Source organism: Chitinophaga sp., assembly GCF_017745275.1.
Lineage (GTDB): Bacteria > Bacteroidota > Bacteroidia > Chitinophagales > Chitinophagaceae > Chitinophaga.
The window spans coordinates 428078-450682 of sequence record NZ_JAGHZS010000005.1; the positions used below are offsets into that span (position 1 = coordinate 428078).

A 22605-nucleotide genomic window follows, 5' to 3' on the forward strand; every position below is an offset into this window, starting at 1 on the left:
TTGTGAAACAATTTATTTCACATGAACATTATTAACCGGATATTGCTGGTGATCCTTTTAGCTGCCACCAGTAAGGATATTGCTGCACAAAAAAGACAAACCATGAAACAACGAATGAGCATTTTAACCATTGGCGTGAAAGACATGACCGCCATGCGGGATTTCTATGAACAGAAATTCGGTTGGGTGCCGGTAGCCGTGAATAAGGATATTGTATTTTACAAAATCAACGGCAGCCTTATTTCTCTTTTCCCTGCCAAAGCATTGGCGGAAGATGCCCGGATTCCTTATGCAGAGCAGTTTTCGCGGCATTACATTCTCGGATATATTGTGAATACAGAAAAGGAAGTAGACGACTTGTACGCGGAGTTAAAAAGCAAAGGGGTGACCGTAGTAAAAATGCCGGAGAAAACCTTCTTTGGCGCCTACACCGGCTATGTACAGGATGTAGAAGGGAACCTCTGGGATATTGGTACTAATCCGTTGATTCCATTAGATGAACAGGAGAATGTGATCACGCATAAGGATATACGACATTTGGAACAGCATTAAGATCCAGGCTCCTGCGCATATCGGCATAAGGCAGGAGCCTGATTTTATTTAGTGAGTGTTTTTAAAATATGCACACTCCGGGTCAGCTGATCTTCTGTAGAAGAGGCAAAGCCAATACGGATGCCGTTGTTGTGATGAGGACGATGACCATGCAGATCCCCATCAGATAACAGCAAGCCTTTCTGATACGCCTTTTTTGCCAGCTCGTGCAGGTCTATACGTTTGTCAAATACCGTCCATACCGACATGCCACCTTCGGGTATATTAAACTGCACGCGGTCTTTTAATTGTTGTTGCAGCAGGCTGCAAAACAAATCCCGTCTTCGCTCATAAACGGGTAATGTTCTTCTTAAATAACGGGTAATGGTGCCATCATGAATAATATCAGCCACCGCGTTGTCGAGGATATGATCTCCCTGCCGGTCCTGCATCACCCGCACTTTTGAGAGATGTTCAATCACATTTTCTGCCGCCACCAGGTATCCCATACGGAAGGCGGGTGAAAAGCTTTTGCTGAAGGAGCCACAGTAAATCACCATGCCGTGCTGGTCGGCACTGGCGAGTGGTAACAGCGGCCGGTGTTTATAGTGAAAGTCAAAATCGTAATCATCTTCCAGGATAATAAATCCATATTCATTGGCCAGCCGGAGTAATTCCATGCGCCGGTCCAGGCGCAATGATACGGTAGTAGGGTAGTGGTGATGTGGTGTTACGTACACCATTCTTACCCGGTGCTTTTTACAAATGTTTTTTAATTCATCTGTTACCATGCCGTATTCATCTACGGAAATCCCGATATGTTGTGCGCCCGCATGCCGGATATTTTGCTCCATCCGGGAATAGCCGGGAACGCCCGTTACAACGATATCTCCGGGTTCAATCAGTGCATTGCAAACCAGGTTAATACCCATGAGTGTTCCTCTTACCGAAAGTATATTTTGCGCAGTGGTATGTAATCCGCGGGTGGTATTCAGGTATTCCGACATGGTTTGCCGGTACCAGGGAGTGCCGGCGGGGTTGCCATAGCAGCCAAACTTGTTGTATAAGCCGCTTCGTGTGAGTTGATTGCGGTAGGCCCGGTACAATTCTTTTAAGGGAGCCAGTGCGGGATCGGGGTAGCCATCGTCCAGGTGCAATTCCGGGAAAGGAATATCTGGTACGCTGTGCAGGTAATGAATAGGTTTGATAGTAAACCCGGCGTTTTGGTGGGCTGGGGCAGACAGGTGCTTGTCTGGCTTTACCGGCTCGTAATCTTTCATATGCGTTGATACAAAGGTGCCTTTGCCGATCAGGCTTTCGAGCCAGCCCTGTATCACCAGTTCTTCGATGGCTTTCTGAACGGTAATCCGGTTGATATGCAACAGGCGGGCGATGTCCCTGCTGCCGGGCAGCTTTTGCCCGGCGCGTAAGGTGCCTTGTTTGATCAGGATCAGCATGGCATCGGCCAGTTGCAGGTATACCGCCCGTTCTGCGGTATGGTCAAGCGGGATATGCTCAAATAAACCAAATAAAATTGGACTATCCATTTTCTTAGTATTGGACTACAAAGGTAATCCAATGTAATGTTACTTTTATGTTACGCTATTTAAATACCGGATATGTACATACCACAATATTTTAGATTTAATCATCGGGACGAAATGGTGGCATTTATGAAGCAATATAGCTTTGCCACCATCGTTACCCAGAAAGATCAGGTTCCTGTTGCCACGCAATTGCCTTTCGTGGTTGATGATAGCACTGGCAAACTGGTACTGAAGGCACATTTCGCCGCTGCCAACGAACAGGCAAAATATATTGCGCAAAATACCTCGCTGGTGATTTTTGCGGAGCCACATGCCTATATATCACCGGTAGATTATGATAAGAAAGAAAGCGTGCCTACCTGGAATTACATAGCGGTACATGCGTATGGGAAAGCTACCATCCTGACCGATGAAATGGCCGTTGGAAAGGCTATGGAACAAATGATCATGCAATATGAACCCGGTTACCTGGCGCAATGGAACGGCCTTTCTGATAAGTACAAAACGGGCATGATGAAAGGTGTGGTGGCCTTCGAAATAGAAGTGACCGACCTGCAGGGCCAAAAGAAGGTATCGCAAAACAAAAGCGCAGGAGAGCGGGAGCGGATCAGCGGGCGGCTGGAAAATAGTGGTGACGCTTTAGCGGCTGCTATTGCCCGGGAGATGCGTGGATGGTAGTGTCGGGAAACAGGCAGGAATACTGCTTTTACGCAGGGGTAAAATATTTTATTACCGGTAGGTCCGGCGAATAATATTTGCACTATATTTATACCTCCTTTGAAAGTCGTGTTTAAAAAATCAAGAAGTGCAAACTACCACTGAAACAGCGCAAACAACGCAGCTATTCGACTACGATTACTGGAATCAGCAGCTTCCAACACTTAGTAAAGAATACCAGGGAGGCAGTCCATACCCTCACATCGTTTTAGAAAATTTCCTGAACCCGGATGCCTTGATGGCCTGCGCACAGGAGTTTGATAAATTGAATGAGGATGATGGCTGGATCAACTATGTTCATTACAATGAAAACAAAGCCGGGCTGAATAAGCTGGATTTGCTGCCCGCCACTATTAAGCGGACCATCAACGAATTAAATTCTCCGCAGTTCCTGGAGTTCCTGAGTACGCTGACCGGCATAAAAGGACTGATGAAAGATGATCTCCTGGAAGGTGGAGGCATACATCAGTCGAAGCGCGGCGGCTACCTGAATATCCATGCCGATTTCACCGTACATCCACACCATCGTCACTGGCAACGGCGCGTAAATGTGCTGGTGTATGTGAACAAAGACTGGGTAGAAGAATGGGGCGGCAAGCTGGAACTATGGGATACAGAAATGAAGGCCTGTGAGAAAAAAGTGTTACCTGTATTTAACCGCTGCGTAATTTTCAATACAGACGCGGATTCTTACCATGGACACCCCGAGCCAACGACCTGCCCGGAGGATCAACACAGAAGATCCATCGCCCTATATTATTATACAGAAGAAGCCCAGCCTTTCCGCAGAGCTACCAAATATATGGTGCGCCCCGGCGAGGAAAGGAAGAAATTTATGGTGAAGCTGGATAATACCATGGTGGCTGTTTACACAGAAATCAAAGGAAGGCTTGGCTCCAATGATAAAATAATCAGTAAAGTATTACGGTTCTTTTCACGCAAGAAATAGCAGAACTGAAAGATATCATAAAAAGGCGCCCCCACGATCTGTGGGGGCGCCTTTTATGTATGGTGATGTACATTACTTACCTGGTATTTCCCGCTTCAGGAATACGAATCCATTTTTACGATACAACTCCTTCACGCCGGCATGCTGTAAATAAGGATCTACCCGGTCTATTTTCGTTACAAAATATGCCGGTTTATCGATAGCGCCAGTCAGCAGCCAGTTTTCATCGTAAGAGTTTTGGTTTACCGGTTTCTCTTTATGCGTATAGAAAAATGGTGCGTAACTCCAATAGCCCAGCGCGGCAACATAGCAATCTTCCCCTTGTCTTTGTTCCAGGAACTCGATGGCTGCTGCCTGTGAGTACTTCTCTACTTTAGGCACAATGATAGCGGCAGCCGTGAAGATCACCAGTGCGGTACCTACAAAGTAAACCGTAGCCGCATTGATAAAGGCGCGCTTTTTCAGTTGCACGATGCCGATGATAACAGTGGCTACCATCAGTAACCCCACAATGCCTTCCCAGCCGCTCCATTTTACATCCGCCGCCATGTTGGCCTGTGCAAATGGATCTTTTACGTAAGGTATCAGTTGTTTAATGTTTAAGGCAATCACCGCTACAGCCAGTAACACAATGGCAATGATAGCACCCAGTATAGTGGCTAATACGCCTGCATATTTTTTATAATCCAGTTCTTTCCTGTCCCATTTGTAGAAGGTATAGGCCGCCAGGAAGCTGATCGGGAACCACGCCATAGAAGAATAGTGAATAATGCGCGATTGTACAATGGTGAACAGGATCGTTACTACCCAGAACAACAGCAGCATCCAGATTTTAAAGTCTTTATCATACCTGCCGGTATAGCGCGCTTTAAAGAAGGATGGAATCGCAAAAAGAGAAGCGGGAAAACATCCTACCAGCAATACTACAAAGTGATAGCCGAAAAAGCCTGCCTGTCCTGCATCGTGGGTGGTGAAGAGGCGGTACTGGTATTTTAAAAATTCAGTAATGAACCAGGGACCGTTCTTGGCAGTTTCATATCCATACCAGGTAAGGGTTACCAGCGTGGTAACGATAAGGAATACGAGGGCATGACCCCAGTTAAAATAGATCCGGAACTTATTATAGATGAAATAAACGCCCAGTACCAGCAGGAATACCATCAGGGCAACCTGTCCTTTGGTTAAAATGGCAAGTCCCATGAAAATGCCGGACCAAACGGCATAGTACAAAGGTTGCTTATTGATCCCTTCTTTATCATAGCCATTCCGTTTCCAGTGATATAAGATAAAAAAGAACAGTGCCAGGAAAGTAAACAGGTTAAACCAGGGATCAATAATACCTGATTTGAAATACATATTAGGAAAGAGAGAGCCGCCAAATGCCAGCGCCCAGAGCACGCCGAACTTCCGGTCGTATAACCGGGTACCGCATACCAGGAGCACTACCAGGGTTACAATACCACATACCGCATTGGGAAAGCGAGCAGCAAATTCGTTGATGCCAAATATTTTCATGGATAAGCTCTGCATCCAGAAGAACATGGGTGGCTTTTCCCAGAATGGTTTGAAGTTGATATAAATCCTGGTGTAATCATCCAGTTTCAGCATCTCCCTGGAACACTCTGCGAAATTGATTTCATCCCAGTCAAACAAGTGAACCCGTCCCAGGAAAGGAATGAAGAAAAGCGCTGCAATCACCGCCAGTAATAGAATAGTGGATAGTTTGGGTGTACGCATATGTACCTTATGTATATGATTGAATTAAACAAATATATGGTCATATAATAGGATTTGCAAATCAGGCGGTTAATTGTTCCCATCCCTTCATTTTTAAATAAACTCCTTTTTTGAAATTTTATTTGCGCAAGTAAATACTTGCGTTTATATTTGCAAGCATATACTTGCATTTATGAAAATCAGAAGAGATGTTTATCAAGCTATCGCTGATCCTACCAGGAGAGAAATCATCAACCTGGTAGCAGGGCAGTCGTACAACGTAAACACCATCGCAGAAAAGTTTGAGATGACCCGGCAGGCAATATCCCTGCACGTTAAAATATTGGAGGAATGCGGACTATTAGTGATCCGGCAAAGCGGCAGGGAAAGATTTTGCGAGGTACAGCTGGATCAGCTCGATGAAGTAGTGACCTGGATCGATCATTCCAGGAAATTATGGACCAAACGATTTGAAAAATTAGACAAATACTTACAACAACAAAAATCAAAAAACAAATGAAAACGAATACCCAAGATCTCCTGATTACGCATTTGTTTGATGCGCCGCGTGAACTGGTTTTTGATGCATGGACAGATCCTGAACACCTGCAGCACTGGTATGCCCCCGAGGGATGCGACATTGTATTTAAATCGATAGATGTGAGGGTAGGCGGCCGCTTTCACTCCGTGATATTGGATCCCGTTCACGGAGAATGCTGGATCACCGGCGAATACCTGGAAATAAATGCACCGGAACGACTCGTATTCAGCATGGAACTGTGCAATGAACAGGGCATACCGGTGAGTGCCACGGAAGCAGGAAAGTCCAAAGACTGGCCACCAGCCATCATCACCACCATCACATTTGAGCCATTAGGGGAGCAAACCAAGCTGACGCTGCACCAGACCGTGCCGGAAATGGAAGCGAAGAAAACAGGCGCTTATCAAAGTTGGTTCAGCATGTTTGATCGTTTGAATGCTTTATTGGTCACCAGCAAATAAGGAGAGCATGCGCCGTTTCAAATCTTTACCACTTTTGCTGCTTGTTTTGTTATCAGGTAGTTTTGTGAACGTTTCAAAACCAGGTCATATGAGCCGGAATAAAGCCACCGTTACCAATTACATGGCAGCGTTCAAGGAACATGACCATGTGAAAATACTGGCGTGTTTAACAGATGATGTCACCTGGGAGCTGCCAGGCGTTTATTCGCATAAAGGCAAAGCCGCTTTTGACAAGGAAATTGAAAACGAAGGATTTGCCGGTAAGCCTGTTATTACCGTTTCCCGGATGACAGAGGAGAATAACATCGTCATAGCCGAAGGTAACGTGCAAGCCCAAACGAAAGATGGAGTGATCATCCACCTCGTGTTTTGTGATGTGTTTGAGATGGAGAACGGCCTGATAAAAAAGCTGGTCAGTTACTTAATGCCACTGCCAGATAAAAAGTAATGGTGAATAGTTTGCGGTTACTTTTTTAATAAGGCGTTTTCCATCTCCCTGATCACCTGGTTAACGTAAAAGATTTTTGCCTGGTACGGGTTCTGTTGCGCATCTGCATTTATTTTTCTGTTCGCCACTTCTTTCCCATTAAAGGCAATGGAGTAATAAGCATATAAGCTGGTAATACCTTTGTCGGGAACCAGCGAAGCATAACCGGTGATACCAATTGCCCACTCCGACAAAAAAAGATGGCAGCAGTTTTCCGCCATACACTTCGCTGAGTAAGAAGATACACAGTCGTACTGATCACCGTGGATAGGATTCAACTGTAAGTGACGGGCTTTCTGCCCCAGGTTATACGTGGTAATACCACCCTGGAAGTAAGACGATGCACTTTCTCCGCTGGAAAATGCCGTTTGCATCAGTCCTGCTGAAACGCTTTCTGCTACGGACAAAGTCTCCTGACGAGCTTGCAAAATTGTACTGATTTTTTCTACTGTGTGAAGGTCCATCATTTCCATAATAAAGGGGCGTGTCTAATTTTATGCCAGATACAGGCATCTTTTTGGTGATACAGCAAAAGAACCCAAAAGGAGATGGTATGACGCAAACTGCACAGATGGCCGCTTTCGCTTTGTCCGGAGATTATGAAAGGTTATCCGCCGGACATGTCCAAAAGTTAAAATTACACCTGCTGGATAGCCTGGCTTCTTTTGTCTGGTCCCGGCACCAGGAGCTACCTAAAAATGTAGCACGGGCACTTGCTTTTTTGAATGGGAATGGGAATGCCAATGCTACTACATTACCGTTAGATCACCTGGCCCAGTTATATACTACCTATATCCGTTATCCTGATTTTATGGATAACTTTTTGGCGAAAGAAGCTACCTGTCACCCTTCCGATAATATAGGATTATTGCTGGCCGCCAGCCAGGGACGGTCTGTCAGTGGAAAACAGTTTCTAATGGCGATGGCCGTGTCCTACGCGATACAATGCAGGCTCACCCAACAATTACCGGTGATGATTAACGGGCATGACCATACGGCGTTGCTGGCATTTTCAGCAACAGCAGGCGGGGGAAGGTTAATGGGACTGGATGAAGTGATGTTAGGTAATGCACTGGGAATAGCCGGAAATAACCTGAATCCGTTTGTTACGTCGAGGGCTTCTTATACCACGCAGTGGAAAGGCCTGGCATCTTCGCTGGTGAATGCCTCCTGTATGAATATATTGTCTGTTGCCTTAACAGGTATCACCGGGCCGGATCAGTTATTTGAAATCCCGGAAAAGGGCTACAATGCTATCTCGGGGCTTACGCTGGACTATGACTGGAAAAAGGAAGATTTTTCCCTGCTGGACAGATGTATTTTAAAGACGTATAACGCCGAAGTACACACGCAGGTGACGCTGGAAATAATTTGTAAGCTGGCATCGGAACATGCGCTGGACCCGGACCAGGTGTCTGAGATAGACATCACTATATTTCTAACCGCTTTTCACATAGTAGGAGGAGGGGAGTATGGAGACAGAACCGCAGTATATTCCAAAGAACAGGCAGATCATAGTCTTCCTTACCTGGCGGCAGTGGCCCTGCTGGATAAGGAAGTATATCCGCCACAGCTCACTCCTGATAGAATTAACAGCGACGATGTGCAGGCGTTGCTGAAAAAAGTAAAAGTGCATACCCGTTTCCCGTTACACCGGCCCACCAAACTGGCGGGTATATTAGATCCTTATACAGAAGCCTATCCGGAATGGACAAAATGTAAGGTGGAAATGAGCTTAACGAATGGTACAAAATTGCAGTGTGAGGCGGCAGACTTTGAAGGCTTCTTTACCCGGCCGCTTTCGGCAGCAGCGGTACAAGGCAAATTTGAAAAGTTGAATCATGCTTACTTGAATAAAATGGATATTGCGGCTATCTTTTCTATGGTAAATAATCTGGAAGATTTTTATGTAGATGATCTTTTGCAGGTCGTGCTGCGGGACGGGAAATAGGTAAGGCTTATCTTGCCCGGTTTGTAAATTTTCTCTACCTTAACCCCCATGGAGCTAACAAATGAAGTATCCTGGTGGCAGCAATTCCTGCGGGAACGACTAAACATAGCGCTGGAAGAACCAACTATGCAGGCCGTTACCGGTGGGCTGTTTAACCAGGTATACCGGATCAACGATGACCAACAGGCCTGGTATATCAAGCAATACCTGGATAAGCAGGTATCCGGTATATTTGCTCCGCCTGAAATACCCGCCAGCCAGCGCTGTGAGCTGGCATTCAAAGTGCATGCCCTTTGCCGGCAGATTGATGGCAACGAAGCCCATGTGCCGGAAGTACGGCAAGATAAAGCCGGCAACACGCTGGTGATTGCCGCCGTTCCTAATGCAAAGCCATTAATAGATTACCTGGCAGCCGGCAAAACACCGGTGACCGCGTTGCTGGCAGTGGCCCGCGCCCTGGCGCGGCTGCATTCCGCTACTTATCACAGCATCGCCTATACGGAGCATCCGCTGTTCCGCAACACTACTTTCCGGGATTACAAGCTGGCCTTGCAGTATTACGAACTGTCCAGGGAACTGGCGCCGGACCTGGCAAAAGCGGTACAACACCTGGCAGATACCTATAGTACCCAATGCTATTGCGTGTTGCATGGCGATATCAATTCCCGGAATATTGTACTCAATGAAGAAACCGAAGCGATCGGCATGATTGATTTTGAGCAATCGCATATCGGTCACCCGGTGTATGACCTGGCATATCTGCTGAGTGAATTGCTTATTAGTCAATGGTACTTTGGATCGGAGGTCATGCAGCTCACTATTAAGCGCATGTTGGAATTATATTTCAGCATTCATACAGCGATCACTTATGCGGAAGTCAAAGATACCTTAAACGCCCACCTGGCCGTACAGATCTTATATCGCTTTATGGGCCCCAGCCGCAACTCCTGGACATTTTATGTTGACTCACCCAGGAGGGAGCAGATCATAGAACAGGCGAAAGCCCTGCTCAGGAGCACAGATTTGATGCAGCTTCCTGCATAATTTTCCGGATTGGGCTATTAAGTATAACTTTAGCGCATGAAATCCATTTTAACCATCGTCACCTTTGCGGCTGTATTGCTTGGCCACACTGCATTTGCACAAACTGCGTTTAAAATCATTCCCCTGGGCGTGAAAGGCGGTATCGACGAAAGCAATCTTTCTTCCTATATGATAGCCCCGCAGGGCAGTAATGATTATGTATGCCTGGATGCCGGTACTTTACACTATGGCATTAAAAAAGCGATACAGGCAAAGCTGTTACGTGGTACCGCTGATGAGGTATTGAAGAGAAATATAAAAGGCTACCTGGTTTCTCATGCCCACCTGGATCATCTGGCCGGTATGATCATCAACTCACCGGATGACAGCACCAAAAATATTTATGGCCTCGATTATTGCCTCGATGTGTTAAAGGATAAATATTTTTCCTGGAAAAGCTGGGCCAACTTCGCTGACCAGGGAGAGAAGCCCGCACTGGGCAAATATCATTATACGGTGCTCACGCCCGGGGAAGAAACACCATTGCAAAACACCACCATGCAGGTTACCGCTTTCCCTTTAAGCCATGGCAGCCCATATCAAAGTACTGCTTTCCTGGTTCGTTATAAAGAAGCTTATGTATTGTACCTGGGAGATACCGGACCAGACTCCGTGGAGCATTCCGATAGAATGCAACAGCTATGGCAACACGTAGCGCCGCTGCTGAAAGAAAAGAAATTGAAGGCGCTGTTCATTGAGGTATCATTCACCAATGAGCAACCGGATAAACAATTGTTCGGACATCTTACACCGCATTGGTTAATGTCGGAGTTGCAGGTATTGGCTTCTTTATCGGGTACTGAGGCACTGAAGAATTTTCCGGTAGTGATCACGCATATCAAGCCGGGCGCCAACCGGGAACAATTGATTCCGGCACAATTAAAAAAGTATAACCCATTACAAGTAAAGCTGATCATTCCGGAGCAGGCCAAACTGCTTACGTTTTAACCGAATTATTCAAACACATTCTACTATGAGTTTTTTAAAATATATTTCCGGGGCGCAACAGGCGTCCATCGCAGCTGTTAATCCCGCTACTACTGAGCAAGCCTTACTGGAGCAATATGGAGGCTGTAGCCTGGATAAGCAACATAACCTGTATGAAGTGATCGGGGAACATAACTGGGATGCCGATCTGGCGGCGGGCACCATCAGCTTTGGAGAAGGGAAAGTATTTCCTTTACAGGTGCTTGGTACTTTTTCACATAGTGCACAGAACTGGATGTGGGCCTGGGCCAACACGGAATCCGCTATTCCTCCGGGCGTAATGGAAGAGGTGTTGCAGCTAAAGGCGTTTGGAGAGCAGCATCAGATCGATTTATTTACAAAAGCTGATTTTGACGCCACACAAAATGATCTTCATCGCATAGGCATGATTGCAGCAGGTATGTTCGACGACAGCGCTTATTACCTCGCTGATTTCGGCCAGGGCATTTTACTGGCTACTATTAAAGGTGACAAGATTGATCGGGCAGAACGTGATAACCTCGCACGGCCTTTGTCTGTTTTCCCGCAACTGATCAGCTTCTTCGAGATGAATCATAAAAATACGTTCATCAATTATATCACGCAGATTGGTTATACCGTGGAAGAAACGTCGGACGGATTAACGGCCACCTGGAATGGCTATACGATTACCGCCACTTTTGACGAGTTGTTCAGGCTTACACAGATCAATGGAAAAAACTAAGGGGTATGAAATTATTTGGTACCGGTGCGGAATTAACGGAAATGGCCACACGAATTATGGCGGAAGACCTGGAAGCGCTGGAAAGCCAGCTCGCTGCCGGATGGAATTTGAACGCCGTTTTTAACGTTACCCGGCATGTAGATGTGTCACCCTTGACCCTGGCGCTCAGTGAACAAAAAATGAAAGTAGTTCATTGGTTGCTGGAAAAAAATGCCGTTATTAATGATAAAGCGTCGCCTGCACTCATCACTGCCGCTGCTAATTGCAAGCCGGCAGTGCTGCAGTTATTGATCGATAAAGGCGCCAACGTCAACCAACAGGATAAGTTAGATAAAACAGCCCTGACTGCGGCTTTATACGGGAATAAATATGATAACATTGCCGTATTGCTGGCTAATGGATATGATTTACAGAAAGATGGACGCTCTTTAAGGCAGGCTGTTTTCAACCGGCAGTACCCCGCCATTAAAATGTTGCTGGAAGCAGGGGCCGATGTAAACGGACATTTGCCCGATATGGTATTCCCGTATAATCCCACTGCGGTATGCGTAGCTGCTCAGAATAACGACTTCAACACCGTAAAATTACTGGTAGAAAAAGGCGCAGATGTTACGATAAAAGACAAATATGGCGAACGGCCTTATAATGCGGCGGTAGCTAATAAAAATGAAGAGATGACCGCCTATATCAAAGCCCTGGAGCCGCCGCAGTGGCATGAAGAGGAGCAGCGGCTGGCGGCACTGAAAAGCTATAAAATCCCGGCAAAGCTGCTGGAGATATTGAGAAGCGATAACCGCCGTATCAACATCCCCGGAAACGAATATATCAGTTATATCGAGTTTAACCGTGTGGTAGATGTCAAAGAAGTGAACTGGAATAAACATAAATTCCTGGACCTGTTGTCGGATGTAGATAATTATGGTGCCGAAGGATTATTGGTATGGTATCCAAAAAAGAAATGCCTGGCCTCGGCAGATTATGAACATGGAGAGTTGAAAGAATTGAGTAGTGTAGACGAATTTCTTCGTAATCCCGGAGACCAGTTGAATAAGATATTTGAATAAGGACATCACCCCTGCTCCTTATTTGCCCGGTTAATGGATGTAGCCCGTTTCACAGGTAAGGATTGCTAAATATATTTTTAACCGTTTTTATAACTGGCAGCCCCAGGCAATCCGGCGCTGGTGTGGTCTGTCGTTCGGAATATGCAGATAAAAAATGCTTACGTTTAAATATTTTGTTTTATATTCATAATAGAGAATGTGCTCATAATAATCGTTGGAATATAAAAACCGATATATCAACCTATAGGGTTAAAGCATATAAACGTCCATGAATTTTGGCCATGTCATTAACCGTCCTTAAAACGCCCAAAATGAAAAAAGTAACCACAATTGCATTAGTCTTATTGGCATCTATTGCAGTAAGCAATCATGTTTCGGCCCAGGAAACAGCTACGGCAACTGCTACAGCTACTATCGTAACTCCCATCAGTATCTCAAAGGATGTAGACATGAATTTCGGCAATGTAGCAGTGCAGTCTACTACCGGTGGTACAGTGGTACTCACCCCTGGCGGCGTTCGTTCCAGGACAGGTGGGGTAACCCTTCCTTCCACAGCCACAGGAACAGTTACAGCTGCTTCTTTTACTGTAACCGGTACCGGCAACTATTCCTACAGTATTACATTGCCGTCTTCTGCGCTGACTATTACCAGCGGAGCAAATACGATGACGGTAACCAATTTTACCAGTAACCCTTCTGGTACAGGTACCCTTACTGCCGGTACTCAAACACTGACAGTGGGAGCTACATTGAATGTAGGTGCAGCTCAGCCTGCAGGTACGTATACCTCTGGTACGCCTTTTAACGTAACGGTTAACTATAACTGACCAGGCAGGCGGTATTTTCCTTCACCATATCCCCCGTATAGCGCAATTACCATTGCTGCTATGCGCTTTGTTTGTAAAGTATGAAACCATGAGTACACCGGTAGACCTAAACATACCTGTCACCAGGTATTTTTTTCATTTTCTTGTTATTTTAATGGGCTGTCTCGGTGCTGCCATGCAGAAGCTATCGGCGCAGGGTAATCTCCTGGTAACGCCTGTTCGTGTTGTTTTTGACGGGCAGAAACGTTCAGAAGAGTTAAACCTGGCTAATTCCGGGCAAGATACGGCCAGGTTTCTTATTTCGTTTGTGGAAATCCGGATGAATAGGAATGGCACGTTTGAACAGATTAATGAACCCGATTCCGGACAACAGTTTGCCAGTAAATACCTTCGTTTTTTTCCCCGTAGCGTAGTGTTGGGCCCTAATGAAGCACAGGTGGTAAAGCTGCAGGTGACGGGAACTACAGAATTGGCACCAGGTGAGTATCGCTCTCATCTCTATTTCAGGGCGGCTCCGGATGAAAAGCCTGCCAGAGAGGGGAATGCTCCAAAGGATAGTAATGGAATTTCTGTTAAGCTCACACCGGTTTTTGGAATTACCATCCCGGTAATTATACGTATTGGCGAAACGTCTGCCAATATAAGGTTATCGGATCTTGCTGTAGACGAAGGAAAAGGACAGTCGCCAGGACTAAGCCTGTTACTCAATCGCGTTGGAAATGCGTCTGCTTACGGCGATATTACTGTGGACTATCTCTCTCCCCAGGGAAAAGTAATACAGGTGGCGGCAGTGAGAGGCCTGGCAATATATACACCTACTACACAACGCTATGTGCGTTTGCCTCTCGAAAATAAGCCGGGCGTAAACTATCATTCCGGGAAGTTACGCGTAGCATATACGAACGGCTCAAAAACAAAGGAACAACTAGCCGAAGCGGAGTTGAAACTGTAACTGCAGGAGGGAATGCTTCAGCCAAATAATGCTCCCATGGAGGTGATTCTACATTGGTTAATTCATTGGCACTGGGTTAGAAAACGCTTGAAGATTTCCGGTTCGCATACAGCCGGAGCTTTCAAATCCACATGCCTGTCCCTCTCCGGAAAAAAACTTATCCTGTTATTCATCGTTTTTCTACCAGCAATATTATCGGCTCAAACCAGCTGGAAGGGCACCGTCAGCAGTACCTGGTCTACCAGCGCCAATTGGACGGCTGGTGTACCCACAGCAAGTGTGGATGCGGTAATAGGCGATGCTAATTTTACCGGGGCATTTAATCCCACCATCAGTAGCAGCACCAGTTGCCGGTCACTTACAATAGGAGCAGGTGTAAATGCTACGCTCACCGTCAGCAAAAACCTGACAGTGACAGGCAACCTGGTCATTAACGCCGGCAGCTCCCTCATAGAAAAAGGCGTCACCCTTAGTGTCACTGGTAACTGGACCAACTCCGGCACCTATTCTACAACCAGCAGCAATGCTAAAGTAAACCTGGCGGGAACAACGCAGGCGATCGGCGGGTCAACAGCGACGGCCTTTCGTAAACTCACCATAGGTGCCGGGTGTACTACCACGCAAAATGTGAATATGTCGGTGGCGGGTACCCTTACGGTGAACGGAACTTTTATCCCGGCAGATATAGCCACGCCGGTTATCGTTTCCGGAGCAGGTGCCATTGCTGTAAATGCGGGTGGTATATTACGTGTGAATGCGGCTACTTTTGCCGGCAACTACGCACTAACGGGAACGGTTACACTCGCCGCAGGTGGTATCGTAGATTATAGTGGCACATTGGTAAACCAAACCGTGAGAAATAACCTCACTTATTCAACGCTCCGGATTTCCGGCAGCGGGATAAAAACATTGGGCGGTAACCTGAATGCCCTGAATGCTACTACCGCCTCCGTTGGAAATATAGAAGTGCTGGCCGCTACCCTCGACCTGTCTACATTTTCCGCCAACCGCGGTACCACTGTGGCGGGTGGTGGCATCACGGTCGCTAATGGCGCCACGATGAAAATAGGAGGTACCAGTACCTTCCCACTTAATTATGGCACCATCTCACTTGGCCTCACCAGTACCGTTGAATATAATGGTACCAATCAGGCGGTAGCTGCAGAATTGTACGGAAACCTTACCCTTTCTTCGGGTAGTGGCGCTGCGGTAAAAACAATGCCCGCTACCGCATTCACCGTTTCCGGTAATTTTACATCGGCAGTAGGAAGCGGCACCTCCGTTACCTATACGGCAGCTTCCAACATAACTATCAGCGGCAGCGTAAATATAGGGGCATCCACTACCTTTAACGGAGGTAGCAGTACCATTACTGCGGCCAGTAACTGGGTGAACAACGGTACCTTTAGTGGTGGTACCAGTACGGTTACTTTCACCGGGGCGGGAACTTCTATCAGCGGCTCCGGAACACATACGTTTAATAATCTTACCGCCGCAGCCACCAATATCACTGCCGCAGCTGCTGCGGCTATCACAGTTGCCGGTAACCTGGCCACTACTGCCCCGGGTACCTTTACGCATCTTACCGGTGGAACCCTTACTATGAGCGGAAGCAGCAAAACAATCACCGGATCCGGTATCTCGCTGGAGAACCTCACGGTTTCCGGTTCAGTAAGTGCAGCAACAGGAATCACGCTAACCGGTAATCTTTCCGTAGCAGGAAGTTTTAGTGGTATTTCCGGTATCGTTACCATGACCGGCAGCTCAAAAACAATTTCAGGGGCAGGTACTATCAGCTTCGGCGGATTATCGCTTCCGGGAAGCATTACTTCTACTGCCAGCTTCTCTGTGAATAATACATTGGATGTTTCCGGCAGCTTCTCCGCAACTGCTGGTACAGCTACTTTCACCGGTACCAGTTCTCTTAATGGCACCGCTAATTTATTCAATGTTGCTATTAATGGTACATCCCTGCAACTATCCACCAACTCAACGTTGGGTATCGCAAATACTTACGCCGTCACTGCAGGAACCCTGGATGTGACTACCACCGTTCCCAATACCGTCAACTTTAATGGTACGGGCGCCCAAACAATTTCTGCGGGCACTTTTAACAAATTATCGGTGAGCAATGGCAACACCAAAACACTGGGAGGAGCAGTAACAGTAAACAGTGATTTTACCATCGCATCAGGTACCACATTCAATGGATCCACTCAAAGTATAACGATACTGGGAAACTGGATTAACAACGGTACTTTTACGGCAGGTTCCAGTACCGTATCGCTAACAGGAACCGTGAATACTAATATCACCGGCGCCTCCACTTTCAGTACGCTCGTCATTAATAAAACTGCCTCTACCAACCAGGTTTCCCTGTTAAACAATATTTCAGTGACAACACTTACGATGACCAATGGCATGGTCATTACCGGCACTGGTAATACGCTGACGATCACCGGTAACAGGAGTGGCAATGGTATTATACTCGGTAACATTCAGCATTCCCATAATTTTGTATTGGGTACCGCTTATGCATTTGAAAGCCCCAACAACACGGTTACGCTTACAGGTCTTACTACCAGCGGATTTATTACAATGTCTGTACTGCCGCAGCCGGTAACTGACTTCCCTTCAGGTGCTGCGGTGAACCGGGAATATGATATTACCGTTGGTGGTGGTATCACCCTGGCCGCTACCACCTTGCGCTTCCATTATGAAGATGCAGAGCTGAACGGTAACTCAGAAGCTGGTCTTAGCATCTGGCGCAATACCGGTTCCAGTTGGGCGGTGTATGGAAATTCAGCCAGTAGTACCACTTCTAATTATGTGGAGCAAACCTCCGCGCTCAGCTCTTTTAACGGGCGTTTTACATTAGCTTCTACGGCAAATGTGGTACGCTGGAACGGATCGGTCAGCAACGACTGGAATACAGCCGGCAACTGGACAGTAGCACAAGGCAGTCCTTCCCGTCCGCCCGGCGTAAATGATATTGCGGAAATAGGCACTATTAGTTTCACCAATCAACCGGTGATAAGTACGGCCGCCAATGTAAAAAGTATTTCCTTTGGGAGTGTACAGGCAGCCACACTCACGCTGGCAGCCGGAGGCTCCCTGGTAACGCAGGGGAACATTGCAGGAATATGGTCTGCCAACGCAGCACATGTTATTAATGTAGGTGCCCAGAGTATGACAGTAAATGGCAGCCTTACGCTCAGTGATGGTACTGCCGGACATACTATTCAGTTGAATATCGGAAACGGCAGCGCAACAGTTGCCGGCGCTGTTACGCAGTCGGGAGGGGCAGGCATTACATGCACCGGCACAGGAACCCTGAATATTGGCGGCAACCTAAACTATAGCAGTGGCACATTCACTCCGGGTAGTGGTACTGTAGTGTATAACGGTGCTGCGGTGCAAGCGGTAGCCGGACTAACCTATAATCATCTTACCATTGCCAAGTCTGCTGCCAGCGCGCAGATCAGTAGTACTACCACTGTAAACGGCAACCTTACCGTTAGCGGCGGTGACTTAGCTATCGGCGCTGCCACCACAATTGCAGGGGATGTTGGCATCAGTGCCGGTGCGTCTGTTCATGGAGGTACAGCTACCCTCACGGTAAGCGGCAACTGGAATAACAGCGGCACGTTTACGCCGGAAACAGGAACTGTTACTTTTACAGGTGGTAATGCACAAAACCTTGCTGCCACTACCTTCAATAATCTTGTGGTTAATAAAACCGGTGGAACCGCGTCGCTGACAGGCAACGCATTGATAAATGGTAACCTGTCGGTCAATGCAGGTACATTCGCCTTGTCTGCCTTTACCGCTAACCGGAGTTCAGTAGGGGGCACCTTTGCTATTGCTAATGGAGCTACTGTTACGGTGGGAGGAGCGTCTAATTTCCCTGCCAATTATTCTACCGACCAGTTGGGCAACACCAGTACCGTTAATTACAACAGCGCTGGTGCACAAACAGTTGCTGGTGGCATTTCTTATGGGCATCTCACACTGGGTGGCAGTGGTACAAAAAGTCTTACAGCTAACATTACCGTTAATGGTGACCTGTCGAACAACAGTGGTGTAACGTTGAGTGCCGGCGCCTTTACCATCAACTTGTATGGTAACTGGATAAATAGTGGCACGTTTGCTGGTGGCACCGGCACAGTAACGCTGAACGGCAGCAGTAAAACCATAACAGGTAATACTACTTTCAACCGGCTTACTGTTTACGGTAGCTATGCAGTGGCGGGAAGCGATATCACTTATAATGGCCTGCTGCAGATTGTTACCGGCGGCTCTTATGATGGAGGCAGTGGATCTGCCACGGTAAGTGGTGATCTGATCAACAGTGGATCGCTGATCAGCAACGGCGTAACCACATTCACAGGTACCACGGTGCAAACCATCCGTTTTATTAATGCATTGGTATCTAATTCCAGCGGAGTGATTAACTTTAACGGGAATGTTTCTCCTATTTTAAATTCAACGAGTGCACCTACCTATGCCACACTGAATATTAATAATACTGCCGGTGTAAACGCGAGTGTGGGATGGAATGTATTAGTGGCCTTTAATATCGCTAATGGCGCCACTTTCAACGGGGGGCTTTCAACACATGTCATTAGTGGAAGCTTTACAAATAACGGCACAGTAACCAGTACCGGAACACTTTATTTTAATCCTTCTTCCGCACAAAATATTGTGCTTACCGGTACCAGTTTTTCCAGCACCGGCACCGTAAGATTTGGGGGCACTGCGGCCCTGGCTGTTGCCGGAACACCTTCCGGCTTTAACAATGTCATCATCGATAACCCGGCAGGTGTTACACCTGCCGCTGGATGGACTATAGGGGGCTACCTGCAGATTAGTGCCGGCGGAGTGCTCAATGCAGGCAGTAATAATTATACGGTGAATGGAGATATTGAAAGCAATGGTACACTGAACGGTGGTACCTCTACTTTCACAATGACGTCTGGTTCGGGAACGTTGACGGGCAGTAATGGTACTACCTTTTACAACCTTGTTATCAACGGCACGGTTCTGACGGATGCTAATTTCAATATACAGAACAATTTTACCATTAACGGCGCTTTCGATGCATCTATTGGAACGCCCACCATGACAGGTACCGGACCATCTGTTATCGGAGGCAGTGGCAGCCCATTCAACCTGGCACAGTTAGCAATACAAAAAACGGCTGCTACCGTTAAACTAACCAGGGGACTACAATTAGTGTCGTCGCTCGAAATTTTTTCCGGTGTATTGGATGCGGGAGATTCAACAATTACAGAAGATGTGGGCGGAGCGCTTTCTATTGATGACAATGCCCGGCTTATTGTAGGAGGTGTTTATAGTTTACCGGTGTTTGACAGCTATCTGCTGGATACGTTGAGTACAGTGGAATATGCAGGTAGCACACAAAGTATCTCTGCAGCTACGCCCTATGGCAACCTGGTGATCTCCACAGCAGGTACAAAAACGGCTTCGGCGCCATTGACCATCCTCAATGATTTTACACTGAGTAACGGCACCTTTGTTTCCGGCAGCTTTACGGATACCCTGCGAGGGAACTGGACGATGAGTAGCGGTGCGTTTACGAATACGGGGTCCACAATTTATTTTTCAGGTTCCACCGATCAGAATGTTACTTCAACAGGCGCTTTCAATAATATTAAAATCAATAAAACAACAGGGCTGGTATCGTTGTCAGCTAATACAACTGCAAATGGAATATTGACATTTATGGCGGGAAAAATCAGGACCGGCGTAAATACCATGATCGTAACCGCAACAGGTAGTGTCAGTGGAGCAGGACAAAGTACTGGATGGGTCTATGGCCGCTTACAAAAAAATGTGTCGGCCGGTAGCAACATTACGCGCCTTTATGAAGTTGGTGACAGCCTGAATTATACGCCGGCAACAACAACTTTTGCCAGCGTAAGCACTGCCGGTGATGTACTCACTGCGGTAACTGCCGGTAGTCATCCTAATTTACTCACGTCGGGTTTAAACACCGCCAAAAAAGTAAACCGTTACTGGACTTTGACCAATAATAGTGCTGTATTCACCACCGCCGCTGTAACATTGAATTGGGTGGCCGCAGATGTTGATGCGGGTTCCACCACAACCAACTTTAAGGCGGCGTTATATAGCGGTGGAAACTGGACTTTGCCTGCAACCACTAGTCCACTTCCCACATCGATACAGGTAACAGGATTAACCGGATTTGGAGCGCTTGCAGTAGGAGAGCTGGCCACCGGTGCTATATGGACAGGCGCACTTAGTACCAATTGGTTTGTTACAGGTAACTGGTCATCTGCTGCCATCCCGGTAAGTACTACCAACGTGACGATTCCCACAGGTCTTCTCAATTACCCATTGATAAATACGGGTGTGGCTATTGCCAATAATATCACTATTCAATCCGGCGCCAGTGTAACGGTTAGTGGCGCCAAGCTTCAGATAGGCGGTGTAATTACCAACAACGGTAATTTCACTTCCACAGCCGGCACTATTGAGCTAAATGGAGCAGCGGCGCAAACTATACCTGCTGCCGCATTTGCTACCAATACATTAATGAACCTTACCGTGAATAATGTGCTGGGAGTAACGTTAGGAGGGCCGCTTAACATCAGCGGTATATTGAAGGTCACTACGGGACAATTCACCACCGGTAATAACCTCACACTGCTTTCTTCTGCTACACAAACGGCATTGATTGATGGCAGTGGTGCCGGACAGGTATCAGGTAATGTAACTATGCAAAGGTATATCCCAACAGCTTTTGGATATAAATATTTTAGTTCTCCTTTCCAGGCAGCCACTGTCAATGAATTGGCGGATGACATCAACCTCAACGCCACGTTTCCATCTTTGTACAAATATGTAGAAAGTAATGCATCGTCTGGATGGGTGGCTTATACCAGTACCACTGGTCCGCTCACACCGATGATGGGATATGCTGCTCAAATGGGTACGGCGAACACGCCTTTTGTGGTAGACATCACCGGCGCCGTGAATAATCAAACGATTACAGCGCCGGTACTTACCAATAATAATCAGCCGTACACCCAGGGTTTTAATCTCGTTGGGAATCCTTATCCATCGCCGGTCGACTGGGATGCTGCTACCGGGTGGACCCGCACCAATATCGATAATGCAGTGTATTATTTCAATGCAGGTACAGCCGATCAGTATACCGGTACTTACAGCTCTTATATCAATGGGGTGTCAAGCGATGGTATCGCAAATAATGTTATTCCTTCCATGCAGGGATTTTTTGTACACGTTACCAATGGCAGCTTCCCGGTATCGGGTACATTATCGGTAAATAACAATGCAAGGCTCACTAACCTGTCGCCTGTTTTTCATCGCGTTCCGCAAACGGTGCCCATCCTGCGTTTGGGAGCTGCCTTTGCTGATGATGGAGGAAATCCGGATCCATTGGTAGTATACTTTGATGCTGCTGCATCCAGGTCTTTTGAGAAAACAATGGATGCCTTAAAATTAATCAATACTGACCCGGGAGTACCCAGCCTGTATGCTTTAGGCGCCGATAGTGCCCGTATGTCCATTAATGCATGGCCACTATATCCTGACAGTACAGATGTGATTCCGCTGGGCCTCAAAACGGAACGAAAGGGATGGATCACTTTCAATACAATTGACTTGGCCCGTATACCGGCTTACCTGCATATCTACCTCAAAGATGAGGCAGCAGGCAAAACACTGGAATTACAGGAGGCCACGAAGTATAGAATATACCTCGATGCCGGCACTTACGATCATCGTTTTTCGCTGGTATTCCGGAAGGAGGGAAGTGTAACGGCTCCTGAGGTAACACCGGTATTCAAAGCTTACAGTATAGGGAAAACGTTATATGGATATTTTGACAAGGTGCCGGATGAAAAGTGCCGGATTACCGTATCTAATGTGCTCGGACAGGTTTTATGGCGGCAGGATGTGAGTGGCAATGGTCGCCAGCATGTGATTGGTGATCAATATGCCAGCGGCATCTATATTGTTTCGTTTCTGGCGAATGAGAAAGTAGTGGCTAAAAAAGTATTTATAGTTAATCCGTAATATT

General features: G+C 46.9%; 17 protein-coding genes. 14 read left to right on the top strand and 3 right to left on the bottom strand.

All coding sequences use genetic code 11. The annotated features are described in order from the left end of the window. The first annotated feature begins 21 nt into the window (after positions 1-21). The gene (locus tag J7623_RS16890; RefSeq protein ID WP_291922457.1) at positions 22-552 is read left to right on the top strand and encodes a VOC family protein; all 531 of its coding nucleotides are present in this window, start codon (positions 22-24) and stop codon (positions 550-552) included. A gap of 44 nt (positions 553-596) precedes the next feature. Here J7623_RS16890 and J7623_RS16895 read toward each other — a convergent pair whose 3' ends face one another. Continuing rightward, entirely contained in the window at positions 597-2078 is a 1482-nt protein-coding gene (locus tag J7623_RS16895) for a PLP-dependent aminotransferase family protein (RefSeq protein WP_291922459.1), read from the bottom strand. Positions 2079-2150: 72 nt separating this feature from the next. Here J7623_RS16895 and J7623_RS16900 point away from each other — a divergent pair, with 72 nt between their 5' ends. Further along, positions 2151-2756: an FMN-binding negative transcriptional regulator gene (locus J7623_RS16900; protein ID WP_291922461.1), complete on the top strand. Its 606-nt coding sequence runs from the start codon at positions 2151-2153 to the stop codon at positions 2754-2756. 127 nt (positions 2757-2883) lie between these two features. Then, complete coding sequence (locus J7623_RS16905; protein WP_291922463.1) at positions 2884-3744, top strand: 2OG-Fe(II) oxygenase; 861 nt, start codon at positions 2884-2886, stop codon at positions 3742-3744. 72 nt (positions 3745-3816) lie between these two features. Here J7623_RS16905 and J7623_RS16910 read toward each other — a convergent pair whose 3' ends face one another. Further along, the gene (locus J7623_RS16910; RefSeq protein WP_291922465.1) at positions 3817-5481 is read right to left on the bottom strand and encodes a glycosyltransferase family 39 protein; all 1665 of its coding nucleotides are present in this window, start codon (positions 5479-5481) and stop codon (positions 3817-3819) included. Between the two features lie 172 nt (positions 5482-5653). Between J7623_RS16910 and J7623_RS16915 the strand changes: the two genes are divergently transcribed. The 3 genes from J7623_RS16915 (at position 5654) to J7623_RS16925 (ending at position 6910) form a co-directional block, all read left to right on the top strand. Continuing rightward, a complete protein-coding gene (locus J7623_RS16915) occupies positions 5654-5980 on the top strand; it encodes a metalloregulator ArsR/SmtB family transcription factor (RefSeq protein ID WP_366839213.1) in 327 nt (108 codons plus the stop codon). Next, entirely contained in the window at positions 5977-6462 is a 486-nt protein-coding gene (locus J7623_RS16920; RefSeq protein ID WP_291922467.1) for an SRPBCC domain-containing protein, read from the top strand. Before J7623_RS16915 ends, J7623_RS16920 begins: the two co-directional genes overlap by 4 nt. A gap of 88 nt (positions 6463-6550) precedes the next feature. Next, a complete protein-coding gene (locus J7623_RS16925; RefSeq protein WP_291922469.1) occupies positions 6551-6910 on the top strand; it encodes a nuclear transport factor 2 family protein in 360 nt (119 codons plus the stop codon). A gap of 17 nt (positions 6911-6927) precedes the next feature. On the opposite strand, the gene J7623_RS16930 is transcribed toward J7623_RS16925, so the two are convergent. Further along, positions 6928-7422 (bottom strand): CinA family protein, encoded by a 495-nt coding sequence (locus tag J7623_RS16930; RefSeq protein WP_366839216.1) that lies wholly within the window; start codon positions 7420-7422, stop codon positions 6928-6930. Positions 7423-7433: 11 nt separating this feature from the next. Between J7623_RS16930 and J7623_RS16935 the strand changes: the two genes are divergently transcribed. The 8 genes from J7623_RS16935 (at position 7434) to J7623_RS16970 (ending at position 22601) form a co-directional block, all read left to right on the top strand. Further along, complete coding sequence (locus J7623_RS16935) at positions 7434-8900, top strand: MmgE/PrpD family protein (protein ID WP_291922471.1); 1467 nt, start codon at positions 7434-7436, stop codon at positions 8898-8900. A 48-nt stretch (positions 8901-8948) separates the two neighbouring features. Then, positions 8949-9944: an aminoglycoside phosphotransferase family protein gene (locus tag J7623_RS16940; RefSeq protein ID WP_291922473.1), complete on the top strand. Its 996-nt coding sequence runs from the start codon at positions 8949-8951 to the stop codon at positions 9942-9944. Positions 9945-9980: 36 nt separating this feature from the next. Continuing rightward, on the top strand, positions 9981-10931 hold the full coding sequence (locus tag J7623_RS16945) for a 3',5'-cyclic-nucleotide phosphodiesterase (RefSeq protein ID WP_291922475.1): 951 nt from the start codon (positions 9981-9983) through the stop codon (positions 10929-10931). 25 nt (positions 10932-10956) lie between these two features. Then, positions 10957-11673: a DUF6882 domain-containing protein gene (locus J7623_RS16950; protein WP_291922478.1), complete on the top strand. Its 717-nt coding sequence runs from the start codon at positions 10957-10959 to the stop codon at positions 11671-11673. A 5-nt stretch (positions 11674-11678) separates the two neighbouring features. After that, the gene (locus J7623_RS16955; protein ID WP_291922480.1) at positions 11679-12737 is read left to right on the top strand and encodes an ankyrin repeat domain-containing protein; all 1059 of its coding nucleotides are present in this window, start codon (positions 11679-11681) and stop codon (positions 12735-12737) included. A gap of 311 nt (positions 12738-13048) precedes the next feature. Further along, positions 13049-13564: a DUF4402 domain-containing protein gene (locus J7623_RS16960; RefSeq protein WP_291922482.1), complete on the top strand. Its 516-nt coding sequence runs from the start codon at positions 13049-13051 to the stop codon at positions 13562-13564. Between the two features lie 88 nt (positions 13565-13652). After that, a complete protein-coding gene (locus J7623_RS16965; protein ID WP_291922484.1) occupies positions 13653-14516 on the top strand; it encodes a hypothetical protein in 864 nt (287 codons plus the stop codon). Positions 14517-14552: 36 nt separating this feature from the next. After that, a complete protein-coding gene (locus tag J7623_RS16970) occupies positions 14553-22601 on the top strand; it encodes a hypothetical protein (RefSeq protein ID WP_291922486.1) in 8049 nt (2682 codons plus the stop codon). Positions 22602-22605: the final 4 nt, after the last annotated feature.

What these genes read in the sequence shown, in the direction of transcription:
- J7623_RS16890 (WP_291922457.1), top strand. Translation starts at nt 22, where the DNA reads ATGAACATTATTAACCGGATATTGCTGGTGATCCTTTTAGCTGCCACC.
- J7623_RS16895 (WP_291922459.1), bottom strand. Translation starts at nt 2,078, where the DNA reads ATGGATAGTCCAATTTTATTTGGTTTATTTGAGCATATCCCGCTTGAC.
- J7623_RS16900 (WP_291922461.1), top strand. Translation starts at nt 2,151, where the DNA reads ATGTACATACCACAATATTTTAGATTTAATCATCGGGACGAAATGGTG.
- J7623_RS16910 (WP_291922465.1), bottom strand. Translation starts at nt 5,481, where the DNA reads ATGCGTACACCCAAACTATCCACTATTCTATTACTGGCGGTGATTGCA.
- J7623_RS16915 (WP_366839213.1), top strand. Translation starts at nt 5,654, where the DNA reads ATGAAAATCAGAAGAGATGTTTATCAAGCTATCGCTGATCCTACCAGG.
- J7623_RS16920 (WP_291922467.1), top strand. Translation starts at nt 5,977, where the DNA reads ATGAAAACGAATACCCAAGATCTCCTGATTACGCATTTGTTTGATGCG.
- J7623_RS16925 (WP_291922469.1), top strand. Translation starts at nt 6,551, where the DNA reads ATGAGCCGGAATAAAGCCACCGTTACCAATTACATGGCAGCGTTCAAG.
- J7623_RS16930 (WP_366839216.1), bottom strand. Translation starts at nt 7,422, where the DNA reads ATGGAAATGATGGACCTTCACACAGTAGAAAAAATCAGTACAATTTTG.
- J7623_RS16940 (WP_291922473.1), top strand. Translation starts at nt 8,949, where the DNA reads ATGGAGCTAACAAATGAAGTATCCTGGTGGCAGCAATTCCTGCGGGAA.
- J7623_RS16945 (WP_291922475.1), top strand. Translation starts at nt 9,981, where the DNA reads ATGAAATCCATTTTAACCATCGTCACCTTTGCGGCTGTATTGCTTGGC.
- J7623_RS16950 (WP_291922478.1), top strand. Translation starts at nt 10,957, where the DNA reads ATGAGTTTTTTAAAATATATTTCCGGGGCGCAACAGGCGTCCATCGCA.
- J7623_RS16955 (WP_291922480.1), top strand. Translation starts at nt 11,679, where the DNA reads ATGAAATTATTTGGTACCGGTGCGGAATTAACGGAAATGGCCACACGA.
- J7623_RS16960 (WP_291922482.1), top strand. Translation starts at nt 13,049, where the DNA reads ATGAAAAAAGTAACCACAATTGCATTAGTCTTATTGGCATCTATTGCA.
- J7623_RS16965 (WP_291922484.1), top strand. Translation starts at nt 13,653, where the DNA reads ATGAGTACACCGGTAGACCTAAACATACCTGTCACCAGGTATTTTTTT.
- J7623_RS16970 (WP_291922486.1), top strand. Translation starts at nt 14,553, where the DNA reads ATGGAGGTGATTCTACATTGGTTAATTCATTGGCACTGGGTTAGAAAA.